Source organism: Clostridium sp. M62/1, from assembly GCF_020736365.1.
Lineage (GTDB): Bacteria > Bacillota > Clostridia > Lachnospirales > Lachnospiraceae > Otoolea > Otoolea saccharolyticum_A.
On record NZ_CP085988.1, the window covers coordinates 2344097 to 2356614 of the forward strand.

Sequence of the window (12518 nt, forward strand, 5' to 3'; positions counted from 1 at the left end):
TTATGTCAATCCTGACTTTTCTCCCGCACGATCCCAGGTTTCCATTTTTAACGGAATAAAAGCAATTGAAAAAAATAATGCCCGCAGGAACGCAAACACGTTTTCATTGCAGGTGACAGCGGATGAAGATATAATATACCTGTTAATCAGAGTCGGAAAGGGAGAAAAGAAAGTTGAAAAAAACAATTTTATTCGTGGTTTTACAGCAGTATGCGGACTGGGAGGCGGCATATATTTCTTCTGCAGTAGCTATGTTAGGAGAGGGACAGTATGAAATCAAATTGGGATTCTACACCGCACCTATGCCTGAAATGTAAAATTTCATTCACACAGAACGCGTGCATCCCTGCATTCTGTGAGAGACTGGCTGCAGATGCAGGACAGTATGGAAAAGCGTGCAGGCAGAAGAGGTATGATTTACCGTATACCTCTTCTGTCTGCACGCTTTTCCGCTATCCTGTCGTTTTTTCCAACTGCTCCGCACAGCAGGGCAGAATTGGGATCCCAGAGTTTTCTGTTTTCCTCCACCCTTCTTCTGCTGTCGTTGGCATAGCAGTACAGACAGCCGCCGGGGCAGGTATGGTAGGCTCCTATATCTGTGCTCTCCACGCAGAGACATTCCCCTCTCTGGCCTTTTGCTTTTCTCGTCTCCACACTCCGCCCTGCCGCCCGTTCCAGGAGCTCCCTGCTGATGCAGCCGCTCTTCTTTACTCCAAACCGGGACAGATCACAGGCTTCCGCGCAGGCGCAGATCTCCATTCCATGTTCTGCGGCAATTTCCGACAGAGCGCTGACAAACGGACCGAATGCGCCGCTGTCAGGCATGGTTCTCAGTTCTCCTCCATATGCTTTCATATTTCTCTTTACCTTTGCATAAAGATCCAGAAAACTGATGACCACCCGTCTGGTATATCCCTGAAGCGCCTCTGCAATCTGCCCGAAGGCCCTGAGATGGTAATCGGCCGTGTACCTGTCAGTAAAAAAGATCGGATCGTATCTCCACACGACTCTGTCTTTCCCAACCTGCGAGGACAGCTCCCTGAATATAGGAATCATGCACTCTTTTTTATGCGGAAATCCCGGCTCTATGTCTCTCCCGTATCCGGTCAGCGTAAACTGAAAATAAAAGGGAATTGGATCAAGAAGCCCAAGTTTTCCGAGCATCGGGCCTGGATTTTTGGTCCAGAATACGATACACTCCACCGCTTCCGGCGTCATGGGAATTCTGCTGAGCTGATGCGGGTTAAATGGGTTCCTGACCAGACAGCTTCCCTCCCTGAGCCTGCCAAAAAACCACTCACTGTAAAAGGCCGGAATATCCGTCCTTCTGCTGACGCTGAGAATCAATGAATCCACCTCCCTAAGTCTCACTGACTTTAAAAAAATTTTTTTGTCCCAACTTTTTTGTTCCCTGCTCCGTCTATACTATAGAAATAAAGAAAAGGAGAGATTTTCTATGAAAAAAAAGTATTTAATTCTTCCATATCTGTCAGCAGCCATGCTGCTTTTCACCGGCTGCACCGGCAGCGCGCCTGACACCGGAACTGCATCAACCTCAGCTGCCCTGGAATCTTCGCTCTCTGAACAGGAAACGGAAGATTCTAAGGAAAGTTCCAGTGAATCCTCTTCGGCAGAAAGTGAATCCGGGATACGTGTAGAGAAGGGAGAAACGTACCAGGATGGAAATGAGAGAGTTTCAGCAGACATTGCCCGGCCTGTTCTCGTGGACAAATCAGGGGAGGAGCTGCCTGCCAACCAGGAAATTTCCTCCTACATTGACGGCCTGATTGCCGAATATGAGGAGGCCAGAGATGAGGCAGGCGATAAGGGGCATTATTCCGTTTCCTCCGCCTATGAGGTTACCCACGACGGGACACGTTATCTCTCCCTCCGCATCATCACCACCCGTATTATGGCCAGCGGAGCCGAATCTTTCAAAACCTATACAGTGGATAAACAGACAGGGGAACTCTTAACTCTGTCTGAACTGCTCGGAAGCGAGGAAGCTCTGAAAGAAGTCAGCGATAATATCCTGAGCCAGATGAAGGAGCAGATGGAGGCAGATAAGAATGTAACCTATTTCCTGGATCCTGCCACAGACGGTTTCTCCGGTCTGACAGGCGAAGAGAGCTTCTATCTGTCAGAAAGCGGCTCCCTGATAGTAGCCTTTGACGAGTACTCTGTGGCTCCCGGCTCCATGGGAGCTGTAGAATTTACAATTCCCGAAAGCCTTGTCGGCACCTTTGACTGATTTTTGACAGCCCGCCGCTGCTTGACAGGCAGGCATTCCTGCCGGCAGCGGCCGTCTGCCTGTCGCTTTTCTCCCTTTAAACGGGTTTAGTCAAAAAGCCACCAGGTCGGCGGGGCAGCGACCTCCATGCCCAGCTTCTTCTGAAGATTCATGGACTCGTCATTGCCCTCAATGATCTGGCAGAACGGGATCCTTCCCTGCTCTACAAAGCGGCGGATCAGATAAGCCTCCAGACGAAAGCCTATCCCCTGCCGTCTGTATTCCGGCACGACTTCCAGAAGCCCCATGCTTCCTTCCAGGTGTTCTCCCACAAAGCCGGCCAGATTTCCATTCTGAAACATTCCCCACATCTGTCCCCTGGAAATCAGTTCCTCCACATACTCTCCGGGATCTTCCATGGTCGTGTAATGGCTGCACACCTCTTTTGCATGTTCCGGCTTCAGGCGGATAATGCCGCTGTCGTCAAATGCAGGCGGCTCTTCCTTCATCCATGCAGCCTGACTGGTGGCCACACTTGTGGAAAAGTGATACTCTTTCTGAATTTCCTCGGCCAGTTCTCTGTTATGCACAGCGAACTGATGGTATGTATTCTTTTTCAGGATATTCCGGCACGGCTCCAGATTGTCTGCCGCAATCATGCAGGTTCTGCTGTCTGTCTCGTAGATCATAACGCCGTCCTCACAGGCGTACAGGATCTGCGCATTTTTTCTCCTGACTGCCTCTATCATATCCACATGGGCCAACAGCCCGCGGCGGCACAGCAGGGAAACTGCCCTGTCTTCCTCATCTGCCCTGTTCAGCCCTCTCTCTTCCCTGAATTCCATATTTTTCTCCTCCTGACCATTTTTCTGCACCTGTATGCTCCTCCTGCAGCCCTATTTTCAGCCGCTTTTTCGGAAACCTGCCCCAAAGCCTTCTCCGTCCTGTTTTCGCCCTCTTCCCCTCTATCCCGGAATCTGCATCAGCCAGCGGTTCTGCTCCTTCATATACAGCAGATGCACCTGCATCCACAGACCGTGGAAAAAAATCCGGCAGCCGAATTCATGAAAGGGAATCCCTGAGTAGTGCTTTTCCTCCTCGTAATCCACCTGTATCGTCTGGATTGTCTGAAGCTCCCCGTTTTCGTCCTGAAATTTAATCAGACGCGGAATCGGCCTGCCCGTACTGGTAAACCAGCAGCCGCAGGCAACTGCAAGCTGTCTGCCCCTCAGCCGGCCGCTGTCTTTATCCTGTATGCCGAAGTCTGTCTTAAATACCATTCCTATCCCCTCCTGAAACTGTGAGGCAAATCGCCGCCCAATCAGAACATACGTTCTTTTGAGTTGATTATATCAGATTCACACAGGCGGTTCAAGATACATTTTATGGAAAACCCGTCTTCTATCACTGCAGAAAGGAAAAACTGAGCTGTTCATACTCTGTCTTTTTCTCGATTTCAGGGAAGGGCCCTTCCAGGAACCCGGCAGTCTTTCTGCCGTCCTTCAGCCATTCCCAGGCGCAGCTCTTCTCTATGATGAGAGGCATGCGCTCGTGTACAGGGAGCATGGCCTGATTGGCGCCGACCGTTAAGATGACAAACTCATCTCTCTCCTCACCGGCCTGGTAGCATCCGGCCAGAAGAAGGCTCTCTCCCGCCGGTCCCGTAAAGGTAAAACGCTCTCCTGCCTGATTCCACTCATAAAAGCAGGAGGCCAAAGCCAGACAGCGGCGCGCTTCCATACATCCCCGAAAGCTGGGCTTTTCCATAGCCGTCTCCGCCCTGGCATTAAAAAGAAGCCGGTTCTTCTCCCTTCCGGAAAATCCCCATCGTTTCTCCTCTACCGCAAATTCCTCACCACTCCAGACCAGAACGGGAGCAGTCCTGCCTGGGCAAAATTCCTCCCCTGCCTCCATGTGGGCCTTTCTCCCTGTTTCCGCTGCGGCTTTCAGAGTCTCTCGGCCCCTCTTTTTCCACAGACCTCTCTCCTTTTCCCAGCCAGAAGTCTCCCAGCCTGTGTTGCTGCAGTCTTTTCCTCCTGCCCTGCGGTTCCATAAAGCAAGCAGTTCTCCTATTTCTCTGACTGTCTCTCCATTCAGATAATAGCGGCCGCACATAGACATTCCCCCTCCTCTCATTCTCTCGCAGTCCCACTTGATACCTCCGGCAGTATCTTTTCTTCTTTCATGTCTGCCGTCCTTCCTGGCTTCTGCAGCCTCTGTCATAAAGTATACCACAGTTTTTCTGAATCAGTCAGGCCTTTGTCTTTCCAAAGAAGCCTGATAATCTTCGTGCTGTATCTGCGCTGCCAGGCAGGGAAAAGGCGGGGAGAAGCCTTCCGCACAGGTGTGGTTAAAAAAAGCCCTGTAAATAAAGGGAAAATCCAATATTTACAAGGGTTTCACGAAAGTGGAGATAATGGGACTCGAACCCACGGCCTCTTGAATGCCATTCAAGCGCTCTCCCAGCTGAGCTATATCCCCAAATATTTAATTCTTCTGACAGGTCATATAATACCATAAAAAATCTGTTTATGCAAGTTTTTTTCAACTATTTGTTCTTTTAATCTGGCCGCTGCCCCTGTCTCTTTCCTCCTTTTTCATCTGCCTGCGCGGCGCAGGCTGCAAAATATGCCATGTCTGCTTTCTGAGTAAGCCGGCATTTCCAGTGTTCACCTGTCCAGAGCTGAAACCGGAAAAACCAGTGCGATATACCTCTATCGTCTGATACAGAGAGCTTTCAGACAGATACCGGAGCACTCCAGTGCACTTTCGCCTGCCTGGAAGTCTCCGGCCTTCTTTTTCTTCTGTCCGCCTACTTCATCAAATCATAGACAATCGCTGAAAAGGCAGCCACTCCTTTTACCAGCACCTCCTCATCCACATCAAAGCGGACCGTGTGCTGCGGGGAGGCCATTTTCGTCATGGTTCTCATATACACGGCCTGTCCTCCCTGCTCCTGGACACGGTTCATCATAAATCCAATGTCCTCGCTGCCCCAGTTTCTCGCGTTGGGGTTGCTGCTGACACGGTACTGGGGAAGGTGTTCCTTTACCATGTTCGAAATCCGCTCAATTAACTCCGGGCTGCTGACCTGGGACGGAGCATGGCCTAAAAGCTCCATCTCACAGGTACATTCCTCCATAGCGGCGGCCGCCTGGCAGATCTCCCTTGCCCGTTTGTCCATATAGTCGTTAATCTGCGTCGTCTCACCGCGCACCTCCATAATCAGCATGGCCTCGTCGGCTATCACATTGCTGTTGCTGCCGCCCTTTATGACCCCCACATTGACACGGCTGATTCCCTGGCTGTGGCGGGCGATTCCTGAGAGTCCCACAGTTGCATGGGCGGCAGCCAGAACGGCATTTTTCCCCTCCTCCGGAAATCCCCCGGCATGGGCTGACTGTCCGTGAAATAAAACCTGATACTTGCAGGTGGCCAGAGAGCCGTAGGTTCCCGGCGTAATATCCCCGTCATCCTCCCTGTCATCCGGCGCCACATGGGTTCCGGCAAAATAGTCCACTCCGTCGAGATGCCCGTTCTCCACCATGGCGTAGGCGCCCTTTGTCCCCTCCTCCCCAGGCTGGAACAAAAATTTGACAGTGCCGTGAAGGCTGTCTTTCATCTCTGACAGCAGCTTCGCCGTTCCCAGACCGATGGCCCCATGACAGTCATGGCCGCAGGCATGCATCATCCCATGGTTGACAGAAGAAAAGCCTTCCCTGTACGGGCGGTGCTCCTCGTCGGAGGCCTCCGTCATGGGCAGAGCGTCAATGTCAAACCGCAGGGCTGTCACAGGCCCCTCGCCGCAGCGCAGAATCCCCACGACTCCCGTGTAGCCCTGCCCCATTTCCTCTGTCAGAAATTCCTCCGGCGCTCCCTGGCTCTTTACCTTCTCGAAGTGTTCTCTGAGCGTTTCACCGTCCGGCACAGCCATTCTGGCTCCCTCCCGGCAGACGCTTTTTCCCGTCAGCACCTCCAGCCCCAGGCTCTTCAGATACTCTGCAATTTTGGCGGAGGTGCGCATTTCCAGCCACCCTGTTTCCGGATACCGGTGAAAATCACGGCGAATCTTCGTCAGCTCCTCTCTCTCACTTTCTGCCATTTTCGCAATCTTCTGATACATATCCTCCCTGTTCTCAGAGGTATTTTTCATCTCTGATTTTTTTATCTCCGCATCTTTCATCTCTGCATCTTCCATGACATTTCCTCCTTCTCCTGCTTCACAGAACCTTTTTCCGGCACTTACACGTACATTTCCGGGGGCATCCGGTCGTCTTTTGAGAGAGGCCGGATCACCCGGCAGGGATTTCCCGCCGCAAACACGCCGGAAGGGATATCCCTGGTCACCACGCTTCCGGAACCGATCACCGTGTCATGCCCAATCGTGACGCCGGGATTTACGGTCACCCTTCCTCCCAGCCATACATTGTCCCCGATCGTGATTGGACGGCAGTATTCCAGATTGTATTTTCTCCCCTCCGGGTCAGTCCTCACATTCCGCTCCCCGGCAAGCATCGGGTGCACCGGCGTGAGAAGCGCCAGCCCCGGCCCGGCAAACACCTGATTTCCTATGTGAATCGGCGCGCAGTCAAGGAAAATGCTGTCAAAATTAAAGTAACAGTTATCGCCGATATAGGTATTGCATCCATAGTCAAAGCGGATACTCGGCTCCACACAGGTGTCTGCGCCCAGATGGCCTAAAAGCTCCTCCAAAATCTCCCGGCGGGTGGCGCCCTCGTCCTCGTCCGTCCTGTTATAGCGGTTGGCGGCCTTCCTTGCAGCCCTTCTCAGACGGCTCAGATAGTCATCTGACGGATCATACAGAACACCCTTTAGCATTTTTTCATATTCTGTCATCGCGTTTCTGTCCTTTTCTCTGTTTTCAGTGTTTTGTCTGCACGTATAAATATACTATATTTTTTTCCTTCTGCCACTGGATTTAACAGAAACTTTCATTTTTTTCCTGCCCTTTACTATCCCGTCCTTTCGCCGGCCTGCTTTATTTTTTCTTGATTCAAATGACAGATCCGGGATCATTGTGTATAATGAAAACGTCTTCTGCCTGTTTTCCCTGTTCCTCCTGCGGAGTACAGGGCAGGCAAAGTGCAGAAATTCGCGAATATATCAGGAGAAAATAGATGAACAGAAATACAGATGATTTAAGAGAAAACCGCTTAAACAGGAAAAAAATTCTCGTGATCGGCTCCACCTGTGTAGACATTATCATCCAGATCGATCACCTTCCCAGAACGGAGGAGGACATCCATCCCACCGGCCAGTCCCTGTCCCTGGGCGGCTGCGCCTACAATGTGGCCAACATGATCCGGCTTTTCAACGCTCCCCTCACCTTCATCTCCCCGGTGGGCACCGGCTTCTACGGAGAATATGTGGAAAAGGAGCTGAAAAAGCGGGGCTTTGAGGTTTTCGTCCATGTGCCGGACCGGGAAAACGGCTGCTGCTACTGTCTGGTAGAAAAGGGCGGGGAGAGAACCTTTATGTCCTGCCATGGGGCAGAATATACCTTTGACAAGAAATGGATGGAGCCCTTTGAGAATACGGACTTTGACATGGTTTATGTCTGCGGGCTGGAAATTGAGGAGCCCACCGGGCTCAGCCTGATTGAATATCTGGAGCAGCATCCAAAGCGGGAGCTCTTCTATGCCCCGGGCCCCAGAGGAATCCAGATCAGCAGGGAAAAAACGGAGCGCATTTTCGCCCTCCATCCCATTCTCCATATCAATGAGTCGGAGGCCTTCGCTCTCTCCGGCTGCTCTTCGGTCACAGATGCAGCCCGCGCCCTCTCTGAGCGGACAAAGAACACGGTTGTCATCACCCTGGGCGAACAGGGTACCTACTGTCTCGAACGAAACGGCCTCTCCTATCTGGAGCCCTCAAAGCCGGCCCGGGTTGCGGACACCATAGGAGCCGGAGATTCCCACATCGGCACTCTGATGGCATGCCTGAGCCTGGGGCAGGATATGAGAGAGGCCATCCGCACCGCCAACCGGATCGCCGCAGCCGTCGTGGAAGTTCAGGGCGCCTCCCTGTCTGAGGAGGAGTTTCTGGCAGCTCTTGGGCAGCAGAAACGATAAAAACGGCGGAGCAGAAACCCCACAGGTCTGAGAAAAACACGGCCGCAGTGTCTGAACGCTGTCCTTCGCGCTCTGACACTGCGGCCATCCTTTCAAAACTAGAGCATATCTTCATACTTCTTAGCTGCTTCCATAAATGGTCCCATCTCCTGTTCCAGCTCTCTGCGGATTTTCTGAAGATCCGCCTTCACCAGCTGCTTTCCTCTCACCAGAAGCTCCCCGTTTACCATCACAGTGTCCACATTCGATGCATTGGCAGAGTAAACCAGAGCCGAATAGGGATTATAGCAGGGAAACATATTGACGGAATCCGTTTCCACTATCACCAGATCTGCCTTTTTTCCCGCCTCGATGGAGCCCAGCTCCTGTCCGGCTCCCAGGGCCAGAGCCCCTCCCATGGTTCCGATTTTCACAATGCCGTCGGCCGGGAACAGGCTCCTGTCATGGTAAGCCGTTTTCTGGAAATCGGCAAAGAGTTTAAACAGGGTAAAAAGATCCAGGGTATTTCCCGAGGAGGCGCCGTCTGTGCCAAGCCCCACAGGGATCTTTCTCTTAAGCATGGCAGGGACTGGCGCTACTGCCCGTCCTCCCTTTGTGTTGGAACCGATACAGTGGGCGACAGACGCCCCTGTCTCTGCCAGCAGGTCCATATCATGCTCTGTCATATAGACACAGTGGGCCAGCAGCGTTCTGCGGCTTAAAACTCCCAGCTCATGCAGAAATTCGGTGGGCGTTTTTCCCTGACTCTTAAACTGCTCCATTTCAAAATCCATCTCACTGGAGTGAAGCGTATAGAGGGTGTCATATCTGCACGCCAGCTCATAGGACTTCACCAGCATTTCAGGGGTATTGCTGTAGGTGGCGTGGGGGGCGATAAGGGGATGAACCAGTTCACTGTCCTTCCACTGGCGGATAAAATTCTCCCCGTAGGCCAGCCCTCCGTAGGGCTCGCCGCTGTCGCAGGTTTTCTGGCCGATGACTGTCTCTCCAAGCCACCCTCTCATGCCCAGCTCCTCGCAGGCTTCTGCCACCTCATCCTCGAAATAATACATATCCACGAAGGAGGTGACACCTGCCAGAAGCATTTCACAGATGCCGTACCGGGCCGCCAGGCGAACCAGGCGTCTTGTCATGGCATCGTTTTCCAGGGGGAAGAGGAAGCGTCTGAGCCTGTCTGCGCAGTCATCTCCCAGGGTTCTGAAGGGCATCATAGACACATGGCAGTGGGTGTTGATAAGTCCTGGAAGCAGGATTCCTCCCCGCCCGTCAATCACCTCTGCTCCCTTCTGAAGCAGATTTTTCTCAGAGCTGTCTTCCCATTCCCCTGCTTCAAGGATCCGGCCTCCCTCTGTCAGAACATAGCCGTTTCGGTATACGCTATTTTTCTCATCCATGGTCAGCACGGTCACATTTTTAATCAGTTTCTTCATTCGCTTCTCCTTTCGGGATTTCTCCCTCTTTCACTATGTCCTCTTCCGCCGGTTTTGCTTCTTACGTCTCGGTCTTTCTGTTGATATACTCGGTCCTGATTTTCGAGTAGGCAAACTTCTGGCTGGAATAGAGGCCGTAATATCCGGAAAGCGTGAAGCTCACCGCGATGGACAGGACAAAGTAGGGCATCGCCTCATAGCCAAACATCTCAAAGCCGATAAGCAGCGTGGAAATCGGGCAGTTGGTAACGCCCACAAACAGGGCCAGCATGCCGCAGGCGGCCATCAGTCCGTGGGGCTGGCCGGTCAGCATGGCAAATGTGCAGCCGAAGGTGGCTCCGATACAGAAGGTGGGCACAATCTCGCCTCCCTTGAATCCTGCCTCCAGGGTCACCGCCGTAAACAGAATTTTCCAGAGGAAGGCCTCATAGCGCACCTCCCCCTCGAAGCACTGCTCAATCAGATGGATTCCGCTCCCGTTATAGTCAATATTCCCGACCAGAATCGTCAGGACAATGACGAGAAAGCCCCCTGCAATCACCCGCTTGTTCGGCGTCGGAAAATACTTTTCATAGATCCTGGCTGTGCGGTGGAGCACGATGCAGAACAGCTCCGACACCAGGGCGCAGAGAAGCCCCAGAACGATGATCAGGAGCGCCATCTTAAGACCGAACTCAGGGATCTCTCCGATGGGAAAGGCCTCCGCCTTAAGCCCCAGATGGCTGGACACAGCCGCGCCGATGAAAGCGGAAAATACGCAGGGGACCAGAGCCGCATAGTACATGACTCCGATGCTGATAACCTCCATGGAAAACACAGCTGCTGCCATGGGAGTTCCGAACAGGGCGGCGAAGGCCCCGCTCATCCCGCACATAACAGCAATTTTTTTATCCTTCTCATCCAGCTTCATCAGCTTTCCGATCTGGTTTCCTATGCTCCCTCCCATCTGAAGGGCAGCTCCCTCTCTTCCCGCCGAGCCGCCGGAAAAGTGAGTCAGCACCGTTCCCAGAAAAACTGCAGGGGCCATGCCCAGGCTGATATCCGAGTTCGTGTAGATGGACTCGATCACCATGTTGGTTCCCCTGTTTTTGTCCTCCTTAAGAATATGGTATATCCAGACAATCAGAAGCCCCGTCACAGGAAGGAAGTATATACTCCACCTGTTTGTTCTGAAATAGTTCCCGGCCCACAGAACACAGTGGCCGAATGCCGTCCCGATCAGCCCGGTGGACAGACCGATGAGGACGGAAATTGCGCTCCACTTGACAAAATAGTGGAGATTTTTTCCCATAGGTGTGTTTTTATTCAGCTGATACATAGAGGTTCCCTGCCTTTGCCTGTCCCTTGTCTGCCCGGCTCATAGTTCCCGCCGTGAGCCGGGCTCTCATGCAGCTTGCTGCTGCTACATTTCATAGATGCTTTTGGACTTTACTAATTTCGGTCTGTAGCCTGCGTCATTTAATGCAGCTACGATACTGTTTTTGTGCTCCGTGCCAAAGGCCTCCAGCGTAATGCGAAGCTCCACAGCCGCATTCCGGTTGATGCTGACAAACTGATTGTGCTCCAGCTTGATTACATTGCCCTGCTGCTCAGCCAGAAGAGAAGCCACCTTGGCCAGCTCGCCGGGCTTATCCGGCAGCAGCACGGAAACAGTAAATACCCGATCCCTCTGAATCAGGCCGTGCTGGACAATGGAGGCCATGGTGATCACGTCCATATTGCCTCCGCTCAGAATCGAGACAATCTTTTTCTTCCTGACATCCAGATGCCGGAGAGCCGCCACGGTCAGAAGGCCGGAATTCTCCACGATCATTTTGTGGTTCTCCACCATATCCAGGAAAGCCACAATCAGCTCTGAATCCTCGATGGTGATAATTTTATCCACGTTTTCCTGGATATAGGGGAACAGAAGATCTCCCGGAGTCTGGACAGCTGTTCCGTCTGCGATTGTATTAACGCTTGGAAGGGAGACCACCTTTCCAGCCTTCAGGGATTCCTGCATACAGTTGGCTCCTGCAGGTTCCACGCCGATGATCTTGATTTTCGGATTCAGGAGCTTGGCCAGGGTGGAAACGCCTGTGCACAGCCCGCCTCCGCCGATGGGAACCAGAATATAGTCAACGGTGGGAAGCTCTTTGATAATCTCCATGGCGATCGTTCCCTGTCCTGTGGCTACGTCCAGATCATTGAACGGATGGACGAAAGTATAGCCGTGCTCATCCGCCAGCTTGTAGGCGTGGGCCAGGGCCTCATCAAACACGTCGCCTTCCAGAACCACCTCTGCCCCGTAGCTTCTGGTGCGGTTTACCTTCATCAGAGGGGTGGAGGTGGGCATCACAATGGTGGCCTTGATCCCTGCCAGCTTCGCCGCATAGGCCACGCCCTGGGCGTGGTTTCCGGCTGACGCCGTGATCAGGCCTTTTTTCTTCTCCTCCTCGCTCAGGGTGCTGATCTTGTAGTAGGCTCCTCTGACCTTGTAGGCGCCTGTGTACTGCATATTTTCCGGCTTAAAGTACACTTTATTTCCCGTCATGTTGGAGAAATGCTCGCTGTAGACCAGCTTTGTCTCGGTTATGACCCTGCTGACTGCCTCAGTCGCTTCCTCAAATTTCTCCAGTGTCAGCTTCTTCTCGTTTTTTTCCTTCTCGCACATCGTTTTCCCAGTCTCCTCTCTGATATAAGGGCGGCATCTTCAGACAGGGCTTCTCTTGTCCTGCGCCGCTGTTTCTGCGTATCTGCTGTTTCTGCGTATCTGCTGTTTCTATG

At 52.5% G+C, this 12518-nt stretch carries 12 protein-coding genes and 1 tRNA gene; 3 read left to right on the forward strand and 10 right to left on the reverse strand.

Going from position 1 to position 12518, the window contains the following annotated elements:
* Positions 1-173 precede the first annotated feature (173 nt).
* Entirely contained in the window at positions 174-317 is a 144-nt protein-coding gene (locus LK436_RS10975) for a hypothetical protein (protein WP_008398353.1), read from the forward strand.
* Between the two features lie 100 nt (positions 318-417).
* Here the strand turns inward: LK436_RS10975 and LK436_RS10980 are convergent, their stop codons facing one another.
* Complete coding sequence (locus LK436_RS10980; protein WP_322746514.1) at positions 418-1356, reverse strand: DUF1848 domain-containing protein; 939 nt, start codon at positions 1354-1356, stop codon at positions 418-420.
* 100 nt (positions 1357-1456) lie between these two features.
* Between LK436_RS10980 and LK436_RS10985 the strand changes: the two genes are divergently transcribed.
* Positions 1457-2251, forward strand: a complete 795-nt coding sequence (locus tag LK436_RS10985; protein WP_008398355.1) for a DUF3298 and DUF4163 domain-containing protein — start codon at positions 1457-1459, stop codon at positions 2249-2251.
* An 86-nt stretch (positions 2252-2337) separates the two neighbouring features.
* Here the strand turns inward: LK436_RS10985 and LK436_RS10990 are convergent, their stop codons facing one another.
* From LK436_RS10990 to LK436_RS11015, 6 genes are all read right to left on the reverse strand, one after another.
* Positions 2338-3075: a GNAT family N-acetyltransferase gene (locus LK436_RS10990; RefSeq protein ID WP_147594774.1), complete on the reverse strand. Its 738-nt coding sequence runs from the start codon at positions 3073-3075 to the stop codon at positions 2338-2340.
* Positions 3076-3195: 120 nt separating this feature from the next.
* A complete protein-coding gene (locus LK436_RS10995; RefSeq protein WP_008398357.1) occupies positions 3196-3510 on the reverse strand; it encodes a hypothetical protein in 315 nt (104 codons plus the stop codon).
* 124 nt (positions 3511-3634) lie between these two features.
* A complete protein-coding gene (locus LK436_RS11000) occupies positions 3635-4453 on the reverse strand; it encodes an SOS response-associated peptidase (protein WP_008398358.1) in 819 nt (272 codons plus the stop codon).
* Between the two features lie 185 nt (positions 4454-4638).
* Positions 4639-4711 (reverse strand) — tRNA-Ala (locus LK436_RS11005).
* Between the two features lie 331 nt (positions 4712-5042).
* Positions 5043-6428 (reverse strand): amidohydrolase, encoded by a 1386-nt coding sequence (locus LK436_RS11010; RefSeq protein ID WP_008398361.1) that lies wholly within the window; start codon positions 6426-6428, stop codon positions 5043-5045.
* A 44-nt stretch (positions 6429-6472) separates the two neighbouring features.
* Positions 6473-7087: a sugar O-acetyltransferase gene (locus LK436_RS11015; RefSeq protein WP_008398362.1), complete on the reverse strand. Its 615-nt coding sequence runs from the start codon at positions 7085-7087 to the stop codon at positions 6473-6475.
* Positions 7088-7368: 281 nt separating this feature from the next.
* Here LK436_RS11015 and LK436_RS11020 point away from each other — a divergent pair, with 281 nt between their 5' ends.
* Positions 7369-8322, forward strand: a complete 954-nt coding sequence (locus LK436_RS11020; protein WP_021966000.1) for a carbohydrate kinase family protein — start codon at positions 7369-7371, stop codon at positions 8320-8322.
* Between the two features lie 98 nt (positions 8323-8420).
* Here LK436_RS11020 and LK436_RS11025 read toward each other — a convergent pair whose 3' ends face one another.
* From LK436_RS11025 to ilvA, 3 genes are all read right to left on the reverse strand, one after another.
* Positions 8421-9752, reverse strand: coding sequence for an amidohydrolase (locus LK436_RS11025; protein WP_008398367.1), 1332 nt, complete (start codon positions 9750-9752; stop codon positions 8421-8423).
* 61 nt (positions 9753-9813) lie between these two features.
* Positions 9814-11070, reverse strand: a complete 1257-nt coding sequence (locus LK436_RS11030; RefSeq protein ID WP_008398368.1) for a chloride channel protein — start codon at positions 11068-11070, stop codon at positions 9814-9816.
* 84 nt (positions 11071-11154) lie between these two features.
* Complete coding sequence (ilvA, locus tag LK436_RS11035) at positions 11155-12405, reverse strand: threonine ammonia-lyase (protein ID WP_008398369.1); 1251 nt, start codon at positions 12403-12405, stop codon at positions 11155-11157.
* Positions 12406-12518 lie beyond the last annotated feature (113 nt).

Bases quoted from the DNA above. Each gene is read 5' to 3' on its own strand.
- LK436_RS10985 (WP_008398355.1), top strand. From the start codon at position 1,457: ATGAAAAAAAAGTATTTAATTCTTCCATATCTGTCAGCAGCCATGCTG.
- LK436_RS10990 (WP_147594774.1), bottom strand. From the start codon at position 3,075: ATGGAATTCAGGGAAGAGAGAGGGCTGAACAGGGCAGATGAGGAAGAC.
- LK436_RS10995 (WP_008398357.1), bottom strand. From the start codon at position 3,510: ATGGTATTTAAGACAGACTTCGGCATACAGGATAAAGACAGCGGCCGG.
- LK436_RS11000 (WP_008398358.1), bottom strand. From the start codon at position 4,453: ATGACAGAGGCTGCAGAAGCCAGGAAGGACGGCAGACATGAAAGAAGA.
- LK436_RS11010 (WP_008398361.1), bottom strand. From the start codon at position 6,428: ATGGAAGATGCAGAGATGAAAGATGCGGAGATAAAAAAATCAGAGATG.
- LK436_RS11015 (WP_008398362.1), bottom strand. From the start codon at position 7,087: ATGACAGAATATGAAAAAATGCTAAAGGGTGTTCTGTATGATCCGTCA.
- LK436_RS11020 (WP_021966000.1), top strand. From the start codon at position 7,369: ATGAACAGAAATACAGATGATTTAAGAGAAAACCGCTTAAACAGGAAA.
- LK436_RS11025 (WP_008398367.1), bottom strand. From the start codon at position 9,752: ATGAAGAAACTGATTAAAAATGTGACCGTGCTGACCATGGATGAGAAA.
- LK436_RS11030 (WP_008398368.1), bottom strand. From the start codon at position 11,070: ATGTATCAGCTGAATAAAAACACACCTATGGGAAAAAATCTCCACTAT.
- ilvA (WP_008398369.1), bottom strand. From the start codon at position 12,405: ATGTGCGAGAAGGAAAAAAACGAGAAGAAGCTGACACTGGAGAAATTT.